The sequence below is a fragment of the Shinella sp. WSJ-2 genome, from assembly GCF_003432075.1.
Classification (GTDB): Bacteria; Pseudomonadota; Alphaproteobacteria; order Rhizobiales; family Rhizobiaceae; genus Shinella.
Window position 1 is genome coordinate 544,333 of the sequence record NZ_QWBU01000001.1, and the last position, 21,368, is coordinate 565,700.

The 21,368-nt window shown below is 62.9% G+C and carries 19 protein-coding genes and 1 riboswitch; of the genes, 8 read left to right on the forward strand and 11 right to left on the reverse strand.

The features are described from left to right. Together D0Y60_RS02635 and D0Y60_RS02640 are read right to left on the reverse strand one after the other, a co-directional pair. Complete coding sequence (locus D0Y60_RS02635) at positions 1–339, reverse strand: TIGR01244 family sulfur transferase (protein ID WP_117366574.1); 339 nt, start codon at positions 337–339, stop codon at positions 1–3. Positions 340–409: 70 nt separating this feature from the next. Then, positions 410–1,264 (reverse strand): DUF4432 family protein, encoded by an 855-nt coding sequence (locus D0Y60_RS02640; protein WP_117366575.1) that lies wholly within the window; start codon positions 1,262–1,264, stop codon positions 410–412. A gap of 268 nt (positions 1,265–1,532) precedes the next feature. Between D0Y60_RS02640 and D0Y60_RS02645 the strand changes: the two genes are divergently transcribed. Further along, positions 1,533–2,906: a L,D-transpeptidase gene (locus tag D0Y60_RS02645; RefSeq protein ID WP_117366576.1), complete on the forward strand. Its 1,374-nt coding sequence runs from the start codon at positions 1,533–1,535 to the stop codon at positions 2,904–2,906. Positions 2,907–3,041: 135 nt separating this feature from the next. On the opposite strand, the gene D0Y60_RS02650 is transcribed toward D0Y60_RS02645, so the two are convergent. The 8 genes from D0Y60_RS02650 to D0Y60_RS02685 all read right to left on the reverse strand — a co-directional run bounded on the left by D0Y60_RS02650 (position 3,042) and on the right by D0Y60_RS02685 (position 13,220). Continuing rightward, positions 3,042–4,565: a globin-coupled sensor protein gene (locus D0Y60_RS02650; protein ID WP_117366577.1), complete on the reverse strand. Its 1,524-nt coding sequence runs from the start codon at positions 4,563–4,565 to the stop codon at positions 3,042–3,044. Positions 4,566–4,794: 229 nt separating this feature from the next. Next, positions 4,795–5,511 (reverse strand): ParA family protein, encoded by a 717-nt coding sequence (locus D0Y60_RS02655; protein WP_117366578.1) that lies wholly within the window; start codon positions 5,509–5,511, stop codon positions 4,795–4,797. A 222-nt stretch (positions 5,512–5,733) separates the two neighbouring features. Beyond that, positions 5,734–6,480, reverse strand: coding sequence for a ParA family protein (locus tag D0Y60_RS02660; RefSeq protein WP_117366579.1), 747 nt, complete (start codon positions 6,478–6,480; stop codon positions 5,734–5,736). Between the two features lie 167 nt (positions 6,481–6,647). Further along, the gene (locus D0Y60_RS02665) at positions 6,648–7,793 is read right to left on the reverse strand and encodes an iron-containing alcohol dehydrogenase (protein ID WP_117366580.1); all 1,146 of its coding nucleotides are present in this window, start codon (positions 7,791–7,793) and stop codon (positions 6,648–6,650) included. Continuing rightward, positions 7,793–9,172, reverse strand: a complete 1,380-nt coding sequence (locus D0Y60_RS02670; RefSeq protein ID WP_117366581.1) for an aldehyde dehydrogenase family protein — start codon at positions 9,170–9,172, stop codon at positions 7,793–7,795. The genes D0Y60_RS02665 and D0Y60_RS02670 overlap by 1 nt, the downstream gene beginning before the upstream one ends. A gap of 119 nt (positions 9,173–9,291) precedes the next feature. Further along, a complete protein-coding gene (locus tag D0Y60_RS02675) occupies positions 9,292–10,656 on the reverse strand; it encodes a glutamine synthetase family protein (RefSeq protein WP_117367052.1) in 1,365 nt (454 codons plus the stop codon). 102 nt (positions 10,657–10,758) lie between these two features. Next, positions 10,759–12,342 (reverse strand): amino acid permease, encoded by a 1,584-nt coding sequence (locus D0Y60_RS02680; protein ID WP_117366582.1) that lies wholly within the window; start codon positions 12,340–12,342, stop codon positions 10,759–10,761. A gap of 119 nt (positions 12,343–12,461) precedes the next feature. Then, positions 12,462–13,220: an N-formylglutamate amidohydrolase gene (locus D0Y60_RS02685; RefSeq protein ID WP_117366583.1), complete on the reverse strand. Its 759-nt coding sequence runs from the start codon at positions 13,218–13,220 to the stop codon at positions 12,462–12,464. A 170-nt stretch (positions 13,221–13,390) separates the two neighbouring features. Here D0Y60_RS02685 and D0Y60_RS02690 point away from each other — a divergent pair, with 170 nt between their 5' ends. From D0Y60_RS02690 to D0Y60_RS02715, 6 genes are all read left to right on the forward strand, one after another. Further along, complete coding sequence (locus D0Y60_RS02690) at positions 13,391–14,290, forward strand: MurR/RpiR family transcriptional regulator (RefSeq protein WP_117366584.1); 900 nt, start codon at positions 13,391–13,393, stop codon at positions 14,288–14,290. A gap of 100 nt (positions 14,291–14,390) precedes the next feature. Continuing rightward, positions 14,391–15,497 (forward strand): ABC transporter substrate-binding protein, encoded by a 1,107-nt coding sequence (locus D0Y60_RS02695; RefSeq protein ID WP_117366585.1) that lies wholly within the window; start codon positions 14,391–14,393, stop codon positions 15,495–15,497. 84 nt (positions 15,498–15,581) lie between these two features. After that, complete coding sequence (locus D0Y60_RS02700; protein ID WP_117366586.1) at positions 15,582–16,472, forward strand: ABC transporter permease subunit; 891 nt, start codon at positions 15,582–15,584, stop codon at positions 16,470–16,472. Beyond that, positions 16,469–17,251 (forward strand): ABC transporter permease, encoded by a 783-nt coding sequence (locus D0Y60_RS02705; RefSeq protein ID WP_117366587.1) that lies wholly within the window; start codon positions 16,469–16,471, stop codon positions 17,249–17,251. The genes D0Y60_RS02700 and D0Y60_RS02705 overlap by 4 nt, the downstream gene beginning before the upstream one ends. 9 nt (positions 17,252–17,260) lie before the next feature. Further along, positions 17,261–18,322 carry an ABC transporter ATP-binding protein gene (locus tag D0Y60_RS02710; protein WP_117366588.1) on the forward strand — a complete coding sequence of 354 codons (1,062 nt, stop codon included), beginning with the start codon at positions 17,261–17,263 and terminating at the stop codon, positions 18,320–18,322. Between the two features lie 159 nt (positions 18,323–18,481). Further along, positions 18,482–18,628: riboswitch (FMN riboswitch) on the forward strand. A gap of 86 nt (positions 18,629–18,714) precedes the next feature. Beyond that, positions 18,715–19,191: a 6,7-dimethyl-8-ribityllumazine synthase gene (locus D0Y60_RS02715; protein ID WP_117366589.1), complete on the forward strand. Its 477-nt coding sequence runs from the start codon at positions 18,715–18,717 to the stop codon at positions 19,189–19,191. Between the two features lie 102 nt (positions 19,192–19,293). Here the strand turns inward: D0Y60_RS02715 and D0Y60_RS02720 are convergent, their stop codons facing one another. Then, complete coding sequence (locus D0Y60_RS02720; RefSeq protein WP_117366590.1) at positions 19,294–20,091, reverse strand: helix-turn-helix transcriptional regulator; 798 nt, start codon at positions 20,089–20,091, stop codon at positions 19,294–19,296. Between the two features lie 196 nt (positions 20,092–20,287). On the opposite strand from D0Y60_RS02720, the gene D0Y60_RS02725 reads away from it, so the two are divergent. Beyond that, entirely contained in the window at positions 20,288–21,361 is a 1,074-nt protein-coding gene (locus D0Y60_RS02725) for an ABC transporter ATP-binding protein (RefSeq protein ID WP_117366591.1), read from the forward strand. The last annotated feature ends 7 nt before the right edge of the window (positions 21,362–21,368 follow it).

Sequence of the window (21,368 nt, forward strand, 5' to 3'; positions counted from 1 at the left end):
TCAACCGCGAAGGTGCTGGGCCTGTTCGTAGGTCTTGGTCGAGCGCATGCCGGAGCGGCAATAACCGAGCATCGGGCGCGGCAGGTCGTCGAGTGCATCCATCATGCCGTTGACGGCTTCCGCCGTCACGCCCATCGGGCCGACGGGAACATGGGCGGTCTGGATGCCGAGCTCCTGCGCGCGGGCGGCAATGGCGGCAAATTCAGGCTGGCCGGCCTCTTCGTGGTCGGGACGATGGCAGACGATGGACTTGAAGCCCATGGCGGCGACCGCATCGACGTCCTCGACGGTGATCTGGCCGGAGACGGAATATTCGTCGTTGATCTCACGGATATCCATGGACAGGTCCTTTCGCAATTGGTGCGTTCCCGTTTAAGCCCGCACCTTAGAGGCGTCAATCATGCAAAATCTAGCGGATTTCTAGGGAAAGGGCGTAATCGACGCTCTCTCCCTGTGAAAATGCCTCTGCCTCACCCGAGGCGATGAGCTCTTCGCGGGACGCAAGGCGGTGCGAAACCGGCTCGATGCCGAGCACGGCGCAGCCCGGCGACTGGTTCCGCCAGACCTGAAGATAGGGCAAGGTATCGGTTCGGAAGCGGATGACCATGCTGCGGCCGTCGAGAGCCGCGATCGGCCCGATCGCGATTTCCGCCCAGCCATGCTCGGCCGTCTCGGCCGCCGGCACGCAGAAGATCTTCATGTCGCCGTCATCGAAGCGCCACGGCAGGCTGCCACCGGGCAGCATCGCGCCGGTCAGTCGCGTGGTCTCGTCGAAAAGGCCGGTGCCGAAATTGATGTGGTACATGGCAAACGGCGGCCAGGCCTTCTCGCCGCTGTTGAAGACGGTATCGTCGAGCGTGATATGGCCGGTGCGCCGGTCGGCACGCCAGCGGCGCACCAGTTCGGCCGTACCGCCATGGGCGAGCGACACGGCGACACGCCCTTCGCAGATCACCTCGCCCTCGTCCTCCTCGATCAGGATATCCTTCGCCGGATGGGAGGAGAGCGAGCCGTGCAACGGGTAGCGTCGGCCGTCGGTCGCGCCTTCGATCGGCACCGGATGGCGGATATGATCCGGTCCGCAGGTGAACAGGAAACCCGGCAGCGCCTTGTCGATGCGCGGATCGCCGTCGGAGGGAACGGCCGATCCCGGCGCGAGATCGACGCCGTGAAAGAGCGCGCTGCCGACATCCAGCGCCGACTGTGGCGTCAATTCGAGACGAAAGGACTGGTCTGGCGTTTCCGCGGTCAGGGCGAAGGTCATCCAAAACTCCGGCAAAAGGCGATAGAGCGGGGCATGCTAATGGGAACGTTTTGCCCGCGCCACCGTTAGCCCGCTGTCGGCACACAATTTTTAGCCGGCACAAAAAGCCCGATCACAAGTTTTTGCAGGCAGCGTTGACGTTACGTTCACCATCGATTCAGTTTTTCCATATTAAGGTCTGAATTGAAGTGTTCCGTCCGCGCGATATGTGCAAGCTGGCAGGTCAAAAGTCGTGAATTCTATATTGAGAACAAGCATTTCGCTCCTTATGGCGGCATCCTTCACGGGAATCGCTTTGGCGCCTGCGCATGCACAGCAGTCCACCCGCGATACGGTCCTCGTCTCGCCGGAAGGCGATATTCTCGATTATATCCCCAACGACGGCAGCGTGCGCTGGGCACGCGACAGCCGCGGCAACACGGTTCTCGTCGATAATTGGGGTAGCGTCGTCGCCACCGCCATGCCGGCCGACCGCTATTTCGCGCGCAACAACAATCCTCGCCGCGACCGCTATCGCGAGGTCAGCGGCTATCCGGAAACCAATCCGGATTATTTCCCGCCCGCCCCCTCGTCCGATTTCGGCGACGACCTGACCACCAGCTCCGTGCCGGAAATGCGCGAGGCGCTACCGGGTGACATCGAGCGCCAGACGCTGCCCGATGCCGACTTCAATTCGCAGCAGATGCCCGACTTTTCCAACGGCACCGACGACAGCGCCGCCCTGCCAGAGACCACGGACCCGAACGCCGAATTCGTGCCCGGCCCGAAGTTCCAACCGGCGACAGCGCTCGGCAAGATGTCATCCGCCGAGATCACGGCCCTTCAGGTGTTTCTCGATCGCGAAGGCTTCTCGCCGGGCGTGATCGACGGCAAGAAGGGCTCGAACGTCACCAAGGCGATCGAGGCCTGGCAGAACGCGACGGGCGAGACGCTCGATCCGAACAATGCCGACGACATCCTGGAGCGGCTGCGCCTGTCCGGCGGCATGGCCTTCACGACCTATGAGATTACCGCGGCGGACGCCGCCGGCCCCTATGTTGCGTCGATCCCGGAAGATTACGCCCAGAAGGCCGCGCTGCCGCACCTCTCCTACACCTCGACCACCGAAATGCTGGCCGAGAAATTCCATATGGACGAGGCCTATCTCAAGGAGATCAATCCGGGCGTCGATTTCACGATCCCCGGTACGATCGTCAAGGTCATCGACACCGGCACGCCCAAGACCGGCAAGGTCGCGAAAATCCTCGCCGACAAGGGCCGCAAGCAGGTTCTCGCCTATGATGAAACCGGCACGCTGATCGCCGCCTATCCGGCCAGCATCGGCTCGGCCGATACGCCTTCACCGTCCGGTCTGGTCACGGTCGAGCGCATCGCGCTGAACCCTGGCTACACCTATAACCCGAAGATCAACTTCCAGCAGGGCGCCAACAACAAGGTACTGACCCTGCAACCCGGCCCGAACGGCCCGGTCGGTACCGTGTGGATCGCGCTCTCCAAGCCGACCTACGGCATTCATGGCACACCGGAACCGTCGAAGATCGGCAAGACCCAGAGCCATGGCTGTATCCGCCTGACCAACTGGGACGCCACCGAACTTGCCAAGATGACGAGCGCGGGCGTGACGGTCGAATTCGTCGACTGAGACGTTGCCATCAACCAAAGACGAAGCCGGTCCATTGGGCCGGCTTTTTTCGTTTCCCGGCTCCCGATTGGCGAACCTCAAAACAAAAGGCCGGCCAGAACCGCCCGGCCTTTTGCTTGGTTTTATAAAGACGGCTTATGCCGCGCGACTGTATCCGGAACCCTTCGCCGGCTGGGCAGTGCCGCCGGTGCGGAAGGCGCTGAGCTGGGCGGCGATGGAGGCGGCCTCCTGCGTCAGGGCCTGGCTCGCCGCATTGGCCTCTTCTACCATGGCAGCGTTCTGCTGGGTGATCTGGTCCATGGCGTTGACGGCCTGGTTGACGGCCTGCAGGCCCGTCGCCTGCTCCGCTGTGCTGGAGCGGATGGTATCGAAGACGCTGCTGACTTCCACAACCTGCGTCACGATGAGCCTGAGAGAATCCGCAACCTCGTTGACCGAGCGCACGCCATCCTCGACCTGGCCATGCGACTTGGCGATGAGGTTCTGGATATCCTTGGCCGCATCGGCGCAACGCTGGGCGAGTGCGCGCACTTCCGAGGCGACGACGGCAAAGCCGCGACCCGCCTCTCCCGCACGTGCTGCCTCGATGCCGGCATTCAGCGCCAGAAGGTTGGTCTGGAAAGCGATCTCGTCGATCACCTCGATGATATTGGCGATGGTCGAGGATGAGGCCTGGATTTCGCCCATGGCGGTGATCGCCTGCGCCACCACCTCGCCGCTGCGCTCGGCGTTGCCGCGTGCAGCCTGCACCAGCGCATTCGCCTCGTTGGCGCTCTGCGCCGTCTGGCGCACGGTGGTGGTGACTTCCTCAACGGCCGCCGCCGTTTCCTCGAGATTGGCCGCCTGCCGCTCGGTGCGCTTGGCGAGGTCGTCAGAGGCCGCGGCAATCTCCTGCGCACTCAGATGGATCGAGCCGGCGCCGACGCCGATATTGCCGATCGTCTGTGACAGCGTGGAGATGGCGTGGTTGAAGTCGTCGCGCAGGGTCTCATAGGCCTCCGGCAGCGCACCGGTGATGCGCGCTGTCAAGTCGCCATCCGAAATGCGCTTCAGTGCGGCGCCGAAACTGTCGCTGACGAGCCTGCGCTCTTCGGCCAGCACCTGCGCCTGCACTGCCTGCTGCTTGGTGACATCGGATGTGTCCATATAGACGGAGATCGACAGGTCCATGTCGAGGAACATCGCCTTGAGCAAGCTAGAGAAGCGCGCCGCGAATTCTTCCGGTTCGATCTCCCGCCGCGAGAAAAGGCCGCCCTTCGGCCAGAGCGATTTGACGGCTTCCGTAAGGAGATGTTCGACGATCAGCGCGTAGCCGCCGATATACCAGCGCGGCTCCAGCCCGATGCGGGCATGCACATGGCCGATCGTCTGGACCTTGGCGGCATAATCACGCGTGAAATCGCCAGCGGCGATATTCGCCCAATGGCCGAGCTGCGCATTCTTGGCGCGGTCGATATGCGCATCGTTGGAGAAGAGGTGATTGACCTCCGGGCTCTTGCGCACGACACCGTAGAACTTGTCGAGCGCCGGCCCCAGTTCCTTTTCTATAAAGGGTTTGAGGCTGCGCAGGCGCTTCAGCGCGGCCTCATCGAGGCCGAGATAATCCAGGCGGCGGGCGATGTCGTGGTTCTGGCTGGCGGTCCCGGAGGCTGGCTTCATGCTGAAAGTCCTGGCGGCAAGAGGAGAAAGCGACGATCGTTCAGCAGGCCGGCAATACCAAAGGCATCGTCACGCCCGCGACCCGTCATGGGTCCATGGGAACAAGCTTTCCGATGCCATATCCCTAGGTGGGGCATGGTAAAATGTTCATTACCAGCTTTGCTTTTATTCAAGAAAACGGCTGCGCCATTGGTCGCAGCCGTTTCTGACAGTCATCAAGTCCAGCCGCTTATGCCGCGCGCTGGATCGTCCGGAAGAAGCCCCGCTCGGTGGCGACGCGCTTGCGCGACGGCATGAGGCGCAGCACCTCCTCGGCAAAGAGACGGGCGTTTTCGCGCGCTTTGTCGAGGTTGCTCACCTTGGCCGGATCCATCGAATAGAACGTGCCGCCACAGTCGAAAATATCGCGGAAGGCGGTGCGCTCGGCGATCGGCGTATCAAGGACCGTCACACCACGGGCGGACAAAAGCGACTTGATCGCCGTCATCGCGCGGGTCGTCACCATGGCGTTCATACGGGTCAACACGACGGAATGGTTGATGCGGATGCCGGCTTTCTCGTCGAGCTGCTTCAGGAGTTCGAGGATCTGTGCGCCGCCCCGCGCATCCATCGCGCAGCCCTGCACCGGGATCATCACATGATCGGACAGGCCGATGGCGGTCGCGACCAGCGCATCGCGAGCGCCGGCGAGGTCGATGATGAAATAATCCGTCGTATCGCGGTTCTCGCGGATATGGCACTGGAGGGAGGCCATGGAGACTTCGGAGATCACGACGATGTTGCGCTGGCGGCCGGAAATCTCGTGCCAGTGGCTGATCCAGCGCTGCGGATCCGCATCGAGAATGGTGACGCGGTGCCCTTGGCCTGCAAGCTCGGTGGCCAGGATGAGCGCTGCGGTGGTCTTGCCCGCACCGCCCTTGGCATTGGCAAATGTGATGACTGGCATGTCTGTCCTCGTAAAATGCTTTCGAGCCTGCTCATCGCTCTCGTCAGGCGCCCCGGTGGAGATGGCACCCGCTTAATCAAATCTTTCAAAAGATGGTTAACGAAATGGAAATTTGCGGATCGCGAAGATTAATGAGACCGCTCGGTAAAATGGACATCAGCGAAGAAAAAGCCTGGACAACCGGCATTTTCCGCGCTTCTGTCAATTGTTAACGGTAAGAATTCAGGGCGCAGGAGCGGCTATTGCAAGCTGGACTGTCCGCAAGGGAGCGCCGGCCTCGGCCCGCGCCTGAGGCTTCCGGCCCGCTTCCGCCGCAGCAAAGCGCAGCACCTCGTCCGCAAGAGCCTGCATGTTGAGGATCGCCTTGTCGAGATTGCTGGTCCGGCCAGCGGCAATCGAATAGAGCGTCCCGCCCGTCTCGAACATGTCGCGAAACGCGGCGCGCTCGATGACCGGCGTGCCGATGACGGGGATTTTCGCTCCGTACAGCAGGGCCTTCACGCTGCGCAGCGCACGGGTGGTCACCAGCGGATTGACGCGCGACAGCACGACCGCACGATTGATCGGCTTGTGCGAATTGGCGCTGACGAGATCGATGAGTTCCAGCACATGCGCGGCCCCGCGGCTGTCCATTGCACAGCCCTGCACCGGCACCAGAACGAGATCGGAAAGCCCGGCGGCGAAGGCGACGAGCGCGTCGCGCGCGCCCGAGAGATCAATGACGATATGCGCGTGCGTGGCGCGCAGCGCCTTGAGGTACCCGGCGAGATTGGAAACGGCAAGCGCATCGACCAATGTCAGCCCCTCGCCGAGCCGCGCCGTGCGCGCCCAGTCGGCGGCAAGCTTCAGGTCGTCGCAATCGAGAAGGGCGGTGCGTTCGCCGCGCGCGACGAATTCCGTCGCCAGCAAGACCGCTGCCGTGGTCTTGCCCGAGCCACCCTTGACGTTCGCTACCGATATGACAGCCATTGCACTACCGCCGCCTCGGACCGTCTGGTTGCACCGGGAGCGGGCAAATCATGACAGTCGCATGACATTCTGATGACAGACATCATGCGACGCAATTGGTAACCATTGTCATAAAAAATCGGGGCGGCGGTCGATTGACCGCCGCCCCGAAAATCAACTCACCGAACTCAGATGCACTCGACGAAGAGGCGCTTGGCCGCGTCGAGCGTCAGTTCCACCGGGTTGCCGCCGGCCGTCGGGTCGACGATGGCCATTTCCGACATTTCGTCGATGCGATCCGTGCCAACGCCGAGCGCCGAGAGCTTGTCCGGCACGCCGAGTTCTTCGCGCAGGCGCAGCACGTATTCGAAGAAACCATCGAAGCCGCCGGCAATGCCGAGATAGGCGGCAGCGCTGTTGATCTTCGCCTCGATGGCCGGGCGGTTGAAGGTCAGCACCGGCGGCATCACGACGGCATTGGTCATGCCGTGATGCGTGTTGTAGATCGCGCCAACCGGGTGCGACAGCGAGTGGATCGCGCCCAGGCCCTTCTGGAAGGCGACGGCGCCCATGGCGGCCGCCGACATCATATGGGCGCGGGCTTCGATATCCGTGCCGTCCTTATAGGCGCGCGGCAGGTATTCCTTGACGAGGCGCATGCCTTCGAGCGCGATGCCCTGGCTCATCGGGTGGTAGAACGGCGAGCAATAGGCTTCGAGGCAATGGGCGAAGGCGTCCATGCCGGTGCCCGACGTGATGACCTTCGGCATGCCGACCGTCAGTTCCGGATCGCAGATCGTCACCGAGGGAAGGATCTTCGGGTGGAAGATGACCTTCTTGGTGTGCGTCTCGGAATTGGTGACGACCGAAGCGCGGCCGACTTCCGAGCCGGTGCCGGCGGTGGTCGGCACGGCGACGATCGGCGCGATGCCGGCCGGGTTGGCGCGGGTCCACCAGTCGCCGATGTCCTCGAAGTCCCAGACGGGGCGCGTCTGGCCGGACATGAAGGCGATGGCCTTGCCGAGGTCGAGGCCCGAGCCGCCGCCGAAGGCGACGACGCCGTCATGGCCGCCGTCCTTAAAGGCCTTCACGCCGTCCGCGAGATTCTTGTCGGTCGGATTCGGATCGACTTCGGCGAACATCGCCCGGCCGAGGCCGGCGGCTTCGAGAATGTCGAGCGCGTTCTTGGTGATCGGCATGGTGGAGAGGCCGCGGTCGGTGACCAGCAGCGGCTTCTTCATGCCGACGGCCTTGCAGTGATCGGCAAGTTCGGCGATGCGCCCTGCCCCGAACTTGATGGCTGTCGGGTAGCTCCAGTTGGCGGTGATGGACATTATGCTTTCCTGAAGTGGTAGGATTTCGGACGGGTGAGGTTGTGGAAGCCGATGACGGAGAGCGAGCCGCCGCGGCCCGTTTCCTTCACGCCGGTCCAGCAGAGTGCCGGGTCAAGGTAGTCGGCGCGGTTCTGGAACACGGTGCCGGTTTCGAGGTCGCGGGCGATAGTGGCCGCGCGATCCGAATCCTTCGTCCACAGCGAGACGGTGAGGCCGTATTTGCAATCGTTCATCAGCGCGAGCGCTTCGGCGTCATTCTTCACCTTCATGATGCCGACAGCCGGACCGAAGGTCTCTTCCTTCATGAATTCCATGGAGTGATCGACATCGACGAGGATCTGCGGAGCGACATAGGCACCACCGTCATCGGCCGGGAACAGCTTGGGATCGACCAGCGCCTTGGCGCCACGCGACACGGCGTCGGCGATCTGCGCGCGAACCGTCGCGGCGAAACGCTTGTGCGCCATCGGGCCGAGCGTGGTTTCCGGATCGAGCGGGTTGCCGAGCTTGTAGTTGGAGACCCAGGCGACCGACTTCTCGACGAATTCGTCGTAAAGGTTCTCGTTGACGTAGATGCGCTCGATACCGCAGCAGCACTGACCCGAATTGTAGGTCGCGCCATCCATCAGCGTATCGACGGCGGCGTCGAGGTCCGCGTCTTCCATGACGTAGCCCGGGTCCTTGCCGCCCAGTTCGAGGCCGACGGGCGTGAAGGTGCCGGCAGCGGCGCGCTCGATGGCGCGGCCGCCTTCGACGGAGCCGGTGAAGTTGATGAAATCGAACGAGTTGGCCGCGATCAGCGCCGAGGTCGTATCATGGTCGAGGAAGACGTTCTGGAAGACGTCTTCCGGCACGCCGGCCTCGTTGAAGGCGCGCACGAGACGCTCGCCGACCAGCAGCGTCTGGGCGGCATGCTTGATGATGACGACATTGCCGGCCATCAGCCCAGGCGCAATCGTGTTGATCGCCGTCATGTAGGGATAGTTCCACGGCGCGATGACGAAGACGACGCCATGCGCTTCACGCTCGATGCGGCGCTCGAACTTGGCACTATCCTCGATGACGATCGGCGCCAGCGACGAACCGGCGATCTCGGCGACGTAGTTGGAACGCTCGTTGAAGCCCTTGAACTCGCCGCCGTAGCGGACCGGGCGGCCCATCTGCCAGGCGATCTCAGGCACGATCTCATCGGCCATCTCGTTGACCCGGGCAACACCCTTCAGCACGAGCTGGATACGGTCTTCCAGCGGACGCTTCGCCCAGGCCTTCTGCGCCTTTCTGGCGCGGGCCACGGCGTCCTGAGCGGCGGCCAGAGGCATCGCCTCACGCTCGGCATAAACCGAGCCATCCACGGGGGATATGCATTTGATCACAGTCATGATCGACTTCCTGTTTCCGATATGAATTTTTGCGCCGGACAATAGCCGATCCAGCCGCGCGGCAAATATCCCTGGAGGGTTATGAGCCGGGGCCGGTTCGGCTTTGACTGGCTTGAGCCTTACGCTCTCTCGAAGCCGCGCGCCACCTCCCAATCGGTGATGCGACGATCGTACTCTTCCTGCTCCCATTCGGCAGCGCGAACATAGTGATCGACCACGTCGTCGCCGAAGGCTTCACGCAGCATCTTGGAGTTCTGCAACGCGGCGGAAGCGCCGCGCAGCGTCTTCGGGATCTCGCGGATGTCCTTGCCGCCATAAGCGTCGCCGACGAAGGGCGCCTCAAGCTCCAGCTTCTCTTCGATACCCGCAATGCCGGCCGCGATCAGCGCCGCCATGGCAAGATAGGGGTTGAGATCCGAGCCGCCGACGCGGCATTCGATGCGGATGCCCTTGGTGCCCTCGCCGCACAGGCGGTAGCCGGCCGTGCGGTTGTCCTTGCTCCAGACGGCCTTGGTCGGCGCGAAAGTGCCAGCGACGAACCGCTTGTAGGAATTAATGTAAGGCGCGAGGAAGTAGGTGATCTCGCTGGCATGGGCGAGCAGGCCGGCGACATAGTTCCGCATCAGGTCGGACATGCCGTATTTGGCATCCTTGTCGAAGAACTTCGCTACCTTGCCGTCGAGCGTCCACAGCGACTGGTGGATATGCGAGGAGGAGCCGGCGGCGGAATAGTTCCACTTGGCGAGGAACGTCACCGACTTGCCGCGCTGCCAGGCGATTTCCTTGGTCGCGTTCTTGATGATCGAATGCCGGTCGGCCATCGTAAGGGCTTCGGCATAGCGCACGTTGATTTCCTCCTGGCCGGCCGAAGCCTCGCCCTTGGAGTTTTCGACGGGAATGCAGGCGCCCTGCAGGCCGTTGCGCAGCGCGCGCATTACGTCCTCTTCCTTGGTGGTCTGGAAGATGTGATAGTCCTCGTTGTAGCCCGAGGCGAGGCGCAGGTCCCGATAGCCGCTCTCGCGGGCATCGTCGAAGGATTGGTCGAAGAGGAAGAATTCCAGCTCGCTGGCCATGAACGCCTTGAGGCCCATGGCCTCCAGACGCTTGACCTGCTTCTTGAGGATGGCGCGCGGCGAATGCGGCACTTCCGCGTGGGTGTGGTGGTCGAGCACGTCGCAGAGCACGAGGGCCGTGCCTTCCAGCCAGGGCAGCTTGCGCAGCGTGGCGAGGTCCGGCTTCATCGTGTAGTCGCCGTAGCCGGCGGCCCAACTCGTCGACTTATAGCCGGAGACGGTCTCCATCTCCATGTCGGTGGCCAGCAGATAGTTGCAGCTATGCGTTTCTTCATAGGCGCTTTCGACGAAATACTCCGCCTGGAAGCGCTTGCCCATGAGGCGGCCCTGCATATCGACGAGGCAGGCGAGAACGGTGTCGATGCGGCCCTCGGCAACATCCTTCTTCAGGTCATCGAATGTATAGGTCATGCTCATGGTCGTTGGTCCCAGCAATGTGCCCGGCTTGTGCCGCGCATCGGTCGGAAATGGAAACGGGGGCCGCAGGCGCGGCCCCCGCGCTATTCAACAGGATCAGACCTGGCCGACAGCCTTTTCGGCAGCGGCGATCTCGGCCTTGCGGCGGATGACTTCGTCACCGATCGGCGGGCCCTTGAAGCGGCGGCTTTCAAGACCGAACCAGATGATCGCGGTCAGGACGAGGAAGCCGACGGTGATGTAGAGCGCCCAATCGTTCGGCGGCTGGATGCCGAGGATGAAGATCAGCGCCATAGCAATGACCGACAGGACGGCGAACAACTTGAAGACGCCCTCGCCGAGGTTCCACGGACCCATCTTGTCCCACTTCGAGGTGCCCCACGCGAAGAGGCCGAGCGCGATCGGGATCGCGAAGGAGAAGAACAGGAAGATGACCGTGCAGGACACGACGACGGTGTAGACGGGCGTTTCGCCGATCGAGACGAGCGATGAGCCCCAGACGAACAGAACCGAGAGGATTGAGCCGGTCCAGATGGCGGCGACCGGCGTGCGGTAGCTCGGGCTGACTTTCGACAGGCCGCGCGAGAACGGCAGGCCGCCGTCACGCGAGAAGGCGAAGATCATGCGCGACACCGAAGTGACGGTGGCAAGACCGCAAAGCCACTGCGAGACCAGGATGAGGAAGTAGAGCACATCCTTGATCGCCGGGTTCACCTGGGTGTCCATCGCCCAGAAGAAGACATTCCAGCCCTGCGCGGCGGCAGCCGTCATGCCGTCCGTCGTCGTGCCGTCGGCAAGCGTGGCGGAAGCCGGGATCATCAGCACGAAGGAGCACAGCATGATATAGCCGAACAGCGCCGACCAGAGGACGGAGGAGACCATGCCGCGCGGCACCGAATGGGCTGCCTTGACGGTTTCTTCCGAGGTATGGGCCGAGGCGTCATAGCCGGTGATCGTGTAGATCGGCAGGAGCAGGCCGAGCAGGAACACCCAGGTGCCCGAGTTTTCCGGCCAGACATTGCCGCCGGCCGCGCCTGAGAAGTTGGAGAAGGTGAAGAGGCGGCCGATATCGTAGCTGTCGGCAGCCGCGAGGCAGACAATGGCCAAGAGGATCGACGTCGCGAAGATCAGGTAACCGGAGAAGTCGGTGAGCTTGGCGGTGAGGCCGATGCCCATGTGGTTGACGAGGGCCTGCGCGCCGGTGATGACCGCCAGGAAGATGATCCGGGTGACGGTCGTGTCTTCCATGCCGAAATACGGAGTGCCGAAGGAGCCCATGAAGAAGTAGTAGGTGCCGACATTGATGGCGCCGAGCACGGTGACGAGGCCGAGCAGGTTGAACCAGGCGGTCAGCCAGCCGGTGAAACGGTTGCCGAGGATCGAACCCCAGTGATAGAGGCCGCCGGCCGTCGGGTATGCCGAGCTGATCTGCGCCATGGCGACGGCGAAGACGAGGGAAACGAAGCAACCGACCGGCCAGCCGATGCCGATCGCGGCGCCCCCCGCGCCCGATGTGGCCTGCGCCAGCGAGTTGATGCCGCCGGAGAGAATGCAAATGATCGAGAAGGAAACGGCAAAGTTCGAGAACTGGCTCATGCGCCGTTCGAGTTCCTGCGCGTATCCCATGGAATGCAGGACCTGCATATCCTCATGTTTATCGTTATCGGAATAATCTGACATGTTTTTCCCCTGTATCGACTGGTCCCGGGCGGAATTGCCGGGGGCCGCCTGTGTCTGAGGCCCACGAAATGCGTGGGATATGCGCCGCGGCCATGCCGCTCCCCGGGTCTTTTTCTTGATTATGCGGCAGGAAGGCTCTCGGTGAGCAATCCCGCCAGATAGTCGGCCACGACCCCCTGGCCGACTTCGTCTCGGATGAGGTCGTTTCTGACCTCGATCATCACATTGGGCAGACCGTTTGCCAGGCCATGCTCCCGAAGCGTGTGCGTCACACCGTCTTCCGGCCCATAAGGCTCGTTGCGGCGAACGGTATAAAGACCCGCCGACTTGGCGGCCGCCAGCATGCCGTCGGCAATGCGCGTGTCGGCATCGTGCAGGATACCGATCTCGACCTCTCGCGGCTTGCCGAAATAGACGGGCGTGAAGCTGTGCATGGTCACGATGACCGGCGCCCTGCCCTCGGCGATGCGGCTCTTTACGAGATCGGCGAGCGTGTCGCGGAACGGCAGGTAAAGCGCTTCGGTGCGGGCATCACGCGCCGCCTGGTCGAGCCCGGCATTACCGGGCACGTCGAAGACCTCGCTCTTTTCCGGCATGGCGGCCGGCGATTCCGGCGGGCGGTTGCAATCATAGACGAGGCGGGAAAAGCGCTGGAAAACCAGCGTCGCGTCGAGGCTTTTCGCCATGCGGCGGGCAACGGCGAGCGCACCAGGATCCCAGGCGATGTGGCTCGCCAGCGCCTCCTGCGAGAGGCCGAGCGTGCCAAGCGATTTGGGCAGAAGACGCGACGCGTGCTCGCAGACGAGAATGATCCGGCCGCGGGCAGACACGTTTTCGAGGGCGACGGGGTCGCCCTCCTCTCCAGTCAGAATTCCCATAGCCTGATCCCCTCGACCGGCTTTTTTCGTTAATGAAAAGAATTCTTCACGGATTTGCCGCTGTCAACGGGGTTGTGAAAAAATCTCTTCAAAAAAACATTTGACTCGAATTGTGACAGCGCGTTTTATCTTGAAAAACCCCGGCAAAGACCGGGGCGCAGGGGAATAATTTGACGCTCAACCAAGCATCCATGACGGTGTCGGATGTGATCGGTGCGCATTTTGACGCGTTAACACGCGCCGAAAAGCAGCTCGCCGCATCGCTGCTCGACAACTATCCCGTCTCCGGCCTCGGCTCCATCACGACGGTGGCGGAAAACGCTGGCGTGTCGACGCCGACGGTTGCGCGCATGGTGCAAAAGCTCGGCTTCCGCGGCTTCCCGGATTTCCAGGCCCGCCTGCACCACGAGCTGGAAGCCACGCTGTCGAGCCCGATCACCAAACACGATCGCTGGGCTGCCAATGCGCCCGGCACGCACATCCTCAACCGCTTCGCCGACGCGATCATGACCAACCTGCGCCAGACGCTCTCGCAGGTGGAAACCGCGGAATTCGACGGCGCCGCCGCCCTTCTCGCCGATCGCCAGCGCAGCATCTACATCATTGGCGGACGCATCACGAAGGCGCTGGCCGACTACCTGTTCACCCATCTCCAGGTCATCCGGCCGAACGTCACGCAGATCGCCTCCAATCCCAGTTCCTGGCCGCATTACGTGCTGAACATGAAGGCCGGCGACGTGCTGGTGATCTTCGATATCAGGCGCTACGAGCAGGAGATGGAAACGCTCGGCCGCGCGGCGCGCGAGCGCGGTGTGGAAATCGTGCTTTTCACCGATCAGTGGGCCTCCCCCGTCGCCAAGGCCGCTGCAAAAGTCTTTCGCGTGCATATCGAGGCGCCCTCGGCCTGGGACTCGTCCGTCGTGACGCTGTTCATCGTTGAGGCGCTGATCGAAGCCGTGCAGAGCTCGGGCTGGGAGGAAACCAGCGACCGAATGAAAACGTTGGAGGGCCTCTTCGAGGCCAGCCGGCTTTTTCGCAAACCCCGGCCGGAGGTCCCCGGCAAGTCCTGACAGTCATACGAAAAAACCGAAACAAAACTGTCACATAACGTTCATATGCCCGCAGTATCAGCTTCGCCGAAGTTGACTGACACACCAAAGGAGAACACCCGTGATGTCATCTACGAAACGTCTGCTTTCGCTCTCCACCGCGCTTGCGATCGCGCTGCCGTCGCTCGCTTTCGCCGAGCCGAGCGCCGAGCTGATCGAAGCTGCCAAGAAGGAAGGCATGCTGACGACGATCGCTCTGCCGCACGACTGGTGCGGCTACGGTGACGTCATCGCCTCCTTCAAGGCGAAGTATCCGGAAATCCAGGTCAACGAACTGAACCCGGATGCCGGCTCGGCCGACGAAATCGAAGCCATCAAGGCCAATAAGGACAACAAGGGCCCGCAGTCGCCCGACGTGATTGACGTCGGTCTCGCCTTCGGCCCACAGGCCAAGGCCGAAGGCCTGACCCAGCCCTACAAGGTCTCCACCTGGGACGAAATTCCGGACACCATCAAGGACGCCGACGGCCATTGGTACGGCGACTATTACGGTGTGATGTCCTTCCTCGTGAACAAGGACCTCGTGGCCAACACGCCGAAGGACTGGGCTGACCTCCTGAAGCCTGAATATTCCGGTCAGGTCGCGCTCGCCGGTGACCCGCGCGCCTCCAACCAGGCCATCCTCGCTGTTCTCGCCGCCGGCCTCGGCAAGGGTGCGAAGGCTGGCAAGGAAGCCGGTGAAGCTGGCCTCGGCTACTTCGCCGAGCTGAACAAGGCCGGCAATTTCGTTCCGGTCATCGGCAAGTCGGGCACGCTCGCCCAGGGCTCGACCCCGATCGTCGTTGCCTGGGACTACAACGCGCTCGGCTGGGCCAAGACGCTTAACGGCAACCCGCCGACGGAAGTCGTCGTTCCCGCCTCCGGCGTTCTCGCCGGCGTCTACGTTCAGGCGATTTCGGCCTACGCGCCGCACCCGAACGCTGCCAAGCTGTGGATGGAACACCTCTATTCCGACGAAGGTCAGCTCGGCTGGCTGAAGGGCTATTGCCACCCGGCCCGCTTCAACGCCATGGTCAAGGCCGGCAAGGTTCCGCAGGACCTGATCGACGCCCTGCCGCCGGCAGCATCCTATGAAAAGGCCTACTTCCCGACGCTCGAGGAAGTCGATGCCAACAAGGCTGCCGTCACCGCGGAATGGGACAAGGTCGTCGGCGCGAACGTTCAGTAAACGACATCCTTCGTCGCCCCGGCTCGTTGGCCGGGGCGACGATTGCGGTATGCCAATGACGGCAACCCACCAGAGGTTTTCTTAATGTCATCAGACAGTTCAGCCGCCAGACCGCCGGCACGGGAGCCTTTCCGCCTCCCGTTGCATTGGCTTGGCGCGGCGCCGTTCGCGATCTTCGTCCTGCTGTTCCTGATCATGCCGACGATGCGCATCGTCATCGGGGCGTTCCAGACACCCGAGGGCAGCTTTACCCTGGAAAACATCCGGGGCCTCTTCACGACGTCGATCCTCTCGGCCTACTGGATCTCGATCAAGATCTCCATCGCATCCGCCCTGCTCGGCTGCCTGATCGGCTTTGCGGTCGCTGCCGCCGCCGTCCTCGGCGGCCTGCCGAAATGGATCCGCGGCCCGCTTCTGACCTTTTCCGGCGTCGCCTCCAACTTCGCCGGCGTGCCGCTCGCCTTCGCGTTTCTCGCAACGCTCGGCCCGGTCGGCCTGCTCACGGTATTCCTGAAGACGCAGGTCGGCATCGACCTGCGTGCGCTCGGCTTCAACATCCTGTCCTTCTGGGGCCTGACGGTCACCTACCTGTTCTTCCAGATCCCCCTGATGATCCTCATCATCACGCCGGCCCTCGACGGCCTGAAGCGCGAATGGCGCGAGGCAGCCCAGATCCTCGGCGCCACCAATGCGCAGTACTGGCGCATGGTCGCCTTCCCGATCCTGCTGCCGTCCTTCCTCGGCACGCTGGCGCTTCTCTTCGCCAATGCCTTCGGCGCCGTCGCCACGGCAATCGCGCTCACCGGCTCTTCGCTCAACATCGTGCCGATCCTGCTCTTCGCACAGATTCGCGGCGACGTGCTCGGCAACCCGCATCTCGGCTACGCGCTCGCCTTCGGCATGATCGTCGTCACGGGCATTGCCAACACGATCTACATCTGGCTGCGCGCCCGCAGCGAAAGGTGGCTTAAATGAAGAAGTTCTGGGCCTGGGGCGCCCTCATTTTCGGGCTGCTCTACTTCATCCTGCCGCTCGTCGGCATGACCAACTTCTCGCTGAAGATGCGCCGCGGCGTCTATTCGCTGGATGCCTATGCCGTCGTGCTCGGCGATCCGCGCTTCCAGGAGACGTTCACCTATTCGATCCTGATGGCGCTCGCGACCATCGTCTTCGGCGTGCTGCTCGTCGTGCCCACCGCCTATTGGGTACGGCTGAAACTGCCGGGCCTGCGCCCCTATATCGAGTTCGTCACGCTGCTGCCGCTGGTCATCCCGGCCATCGTCATCGTCTTCGGCTATATCAGGCTCTACAACACCTCGAGCTGGCTGCCGCTCACCGGCACGACGACCGGCACGAACATCCTACTGATGTTCGGCTATGCGACGCTGGCGCTGCCCTATATGTACCGCTCCGTCGATACCGGCCTGCGCTCGATCGACATCGCGACGTTGACGGAAGCCGCCCAAAGCCTCGGCGCCGGGTGGACGACAATCCTTGCCAAGATCATCCTGCCGAACGTGCTGGTCGCGGTTCTCTCCGGCGCCTTCCTGACCTTCGCCATCGTCATCGGCGAGTTCACCATGGCGGCCCTCCTCAATCGTCCGGCCTTCGGCCCTTACATGCAGCTGCTCGGTGCCAACCGCGCCTATGAGCCGGCAGCACTCGCGGTCATGTCGTTCGCGCTGACCTGGGGTTGCCTCGGCCTGATCCAGCTTGTTTCCCGCTTCCAGAAGGGCGCGCAAAGCCCCGCCTAAGGACCTTCCATGAGCTTCCTCAACCTCACCAGCATCCAGAAGTCCTTCGGCCCCGTGCAGGTCGTGAAAGACTTCAACATGGCCATCGAGAAGGGCGAATTCGTCTCCTTCCTCGGGCCGTCGGGCTGCGGCAAGACCACGGTCCTGCGCATGATCGCCGGCTTCGAGACGCCCTCCGGCGGCACGATCACCATCAACGGCAAGAGCCAGGCGAACCTTCGCCCCAACCAGCGCAACATCGGCATGGTGTTCCAGGCCTATGCGCTGTTCCCCAACATGAACGTCGCCGAAAACGTCGCCTTCGGCCTCAAGGTCGCCGGCCGCCCGAAGGCCGAGATCGACCAGCGCGTCAAGGAAATGCTCGGCCTCATCAAGCTCGATCACCTCGCCGACCGCTACCCCTACCAGATGTCCGGCGGCCAGCAGCAGCGCGTGGCGCTTGCACGCGCGCTCGCCCCCAAGCCGCAGGTCCTGCTGCTCGACGAACCGCTCTCGGCGCTCGATGCCAAGATCCGCGTTTCGCTGCGCGAAGAAATCCGCATGATCCAGCAGCAGCTCGGCATCACCACGGTCTTCGTGACGCATGACCAGGAAGAGGCCCTGTCGATCTCCGACCGTATTGTGGTCATGAATGCCGGAAAGGCCGATCAGATCGGCGCACCGGCCGAAATCTATAACCGCCCGGCCACCCGCTTCGTCGCCAACTTCGTCGGCACGCTGAACCTCATCGAAGCCAAGGTCGTCGATCCCGCCTCGAACCGCGTCTCGATCGGCGACCAGGGCGTGACGCTGCGCGAGCCGCTCGGCGCCGTGAAGGCCGGCGACACGATCTCGCTGGCCCTGCGCCCTGAGGCCGGCTCGATTGCCCCCGACGCCAAGGGCGATACCGCGCTGACCGGCGAGGTCATCTCCTCCAACTTCCTCGGCTCGGTCATCCGCACCCGCATGAAGGTCGGCCCATCCGTCATCTCCTTCGACATGTTCAACAGCCCCGGCCTCGTGCCGCCGGCCGTCGGCGAGACCGCGACCCTGCGCTTCACCGCAACCGACCTGTTGATCATCCGCGACTGAGCAATTCCAGCAAAAGTGTGCAACGGTTTTGCGTCCGGAATTGCGCGGCAAAAATGAACATTTTCCAAGTCTTTCCCGAGACTTGGAAAAATCTGTCGTGAATTGCCGTTTTTGCGTCGCCCGCGGATTTGATCCGCGGGCGATTGCTCGTTAATCTTCCATCGTTCTCAGGGCGGGGCGAAAATCCCCACCGGCGGTATCCGGAGCGATCCGGGAGCCCGCAAGCGCCTTTCGCGAATGGAAGGGTCAGCAGATCCGGTGCGATGCCGGGGCCGACGGTTACAGTCCGGATGGAAGAGAGCAAGCAGGACGACCGCCAGTCAGGCGGAATGCCTGCGTGTTCGCCCAAGGGGACCGTTGAAAAATGGCTCAACCCTTGAAAGGCCTTATACATGAATGCGAATGCCACCCCCTCCTCCCGGATCGCTGTCCTCCGTGCCCGCTGGCATGCCGGCATCGTCGATCAGGCGGTCGATTCTTTCGTCGCCGAATGGGCAGCCCTCGGCGGCCGCGCGGAAGACGTTGATGTGATCGACGTGCCCGGCGCGCTTGAAATCCCGCTGCATGCGAAGCTCCTCGCCCGCACCGGCCAGTATTCCGCCATCCTCGGCGTCGCCCTCGTCGTCGACGGCGGCATCTACCGCCATGACTTCGTCGCCGGCACCGTCGTCGATGCCATCGTCCGCGTCGGGCTCGACACCAACGTGCCGGTGCTCTCGGCCGTGCTCACCCCGCACAATTTCCAGGAATCGGAAGCCCATATCGCCTTCTTCCGCGACCATTTCGTCATCAAGGGCAAGGAAGCCGCCCACGCCGCGCGCCAGATCATCGATGCCCGCGCCAAAGTAGCGCTCGCTACCGTCGCCTGAATCGACATGTGAACGGCCGGAATCAGTTCGCAAGGATTCGACGGCAAGCCTTTGAAAAGACGCGGGGAGCCCGGCAGCGATGCCGGGCTTTTCTTTTGGTACCTACCCCTGGATGTTCTTGAGATAGATCGACAGCAGCTGGATCTGCGAGGAGATGCCGAGCTTGCGATAGACGTTGCGCCGGTGGACCTTCACCGTGCCGGTGGAGATATCAAGCTTGAGGCCGATCGATTCCGAGGAATGGCCTTGCAAAACCAGTTCGATGATCGACGCCTCGCGGTCGGTGAGGTTGAGCTTGCGCCATACCTTGTCGGCCTCGCTGACCGGCTCGCTGCGCCGGCCACGCCCCTGCCCCGTCTCGGCGAAACGCCGGGCGAGATCGCTCCAGGCCTGCCGCACGAAGGCTGCGACGAAGGGTTCGGCATCGTTGAGCAGCACGAATTCCTGCGCCGGAAAGACACCGGTCTTCTCGCGACGCATCAGGGATACCACCACCGTTACGCCATCTCCCACCGGCACGAAGAAGCCGAGTTCTTCCGCAAGACGGGTCTGCGAGTAGTAGGTTCGATAATATTCGCTCGAGAAAAAGCGGTCGGGTGCGAGCTCGCGCATGCGGAAAACGCCGGAGCGTCCGGCGCGCGTGGTATGGAAGAATGGATCGAGCAGATAGGGGCCGGCCTGATAAAGCGTCACGAAGATATTGTGATCCTCGGCCTCGAAGGTGCTGAACAGGTCGATCGGCCGCGCCTTGTCGCGATAGGCGAAAATAACGATATCGTCGAAGCGCACGAGCGCGTGCATCATGGCCAGCAGCGTTTCGCCCGCTTGCCGGTCGGAATGCTCCGCATTGCTGGTCCAATCCGCAAGCGACCGGAAAAATGCCGTGAAATCGACCCGCATGGCGTTTTCGCTCCCCGATTTTGGCCGCAGGAGGCGTTTACCGCCGCTGCTCGGGTATACTCCTCCCATAGCCAATTTACGGATAAAATACCTCTCTCGGGGTATATACCAACCCGCCAGCGGATGACTAGCTTTGGCAAGACGGTGGCCAAGGCGACACAGAGCGCCCAGAGACCAACAACCGCAGGGAACAGACGTGATATCCGCCCCAACGAACGACATCGAGTTCCGTTCGGTGACCAAGCGCTATGGCGCGGTGACCGCGGTCTCCGACATCAATCTCACGGTGCCGAAAGGCGCCTTCGTGGCCCTGCTCGGCCCCTCCGGCTGCGGCAAGACGACATGCCTGCGCATGATCGGCGGCTTCGAACAGCCGAGCGAGGGCGAGGTGCTGATCGCGGGCAGCGTTGCCAACGGCGTGCCGGCCTATCGTCGCCCGGTCAACATGGTCTTCCAGCAATATGCGCTCTTCCCGCATTTCGACGTGGAGAAGAACGTCGCCTATGGCCTGAAGCAGCTGCGGCCGAAGCTGCCGGCGGCGGAAATATCCCGCCGGGTCGGCGAGGCCCTCGAAATGGTGCGCCTGTCAGGCTTCGCCAAGCGGCGCATCCATGAAATGTCCGGCGGGCAGCAGCAGCGCGTGGCGCTTGCCCGCGCATTGGTCAACAAACCCTCTGTGCTCTTGCTCGACGAGCCGCTTGCCGCGCTCGACAAGAAGCTGCGCACCGCCATGCAGATCGAGTTGCAGACCCTGCAGCGCGATCTCGGCATCACCTTCGTGCTGGTCACACACGACCAGGAAGAGGCGCTGTCGATGAGCGACCTCGTCTGCGTGATGAGCGCCGGTCGCATTCGCCAGCTTGCCACCCCGCAGGAGGTCTACGACCGCCCGGCCGATCTCTTCGTCGCCGATTTCGTCGGCAAGACCAACCGCTTCGACGGCATGCTGGAAGCAGGCGGCACCGTCCGGCTCGGCAACGGCGCCGCGCTTCCCGTGTCCCGCAATGATCTCGCCCCCGGTGCCGTCACCGTGGCGCTGCGCCCCGAAGCGATCCGCCTGTCGCGCGGAACGGGCAATGCGGCGACGCTGGAAGGCACCGTCACACACCGCATCTTCCTCGGCTCCGCCGCCGAATATTCCATCGCCATCGATGGCTTGGGTGACATGCTCGTCACCGCCGAACGCCAGACACAAAACGACCTCGTCGCGCCGGGCGAGCGGGTCGCAATAAGCTTCGATCCCGGTACAGCGCATGTCTTTCCGGCCTGAGGGAAAC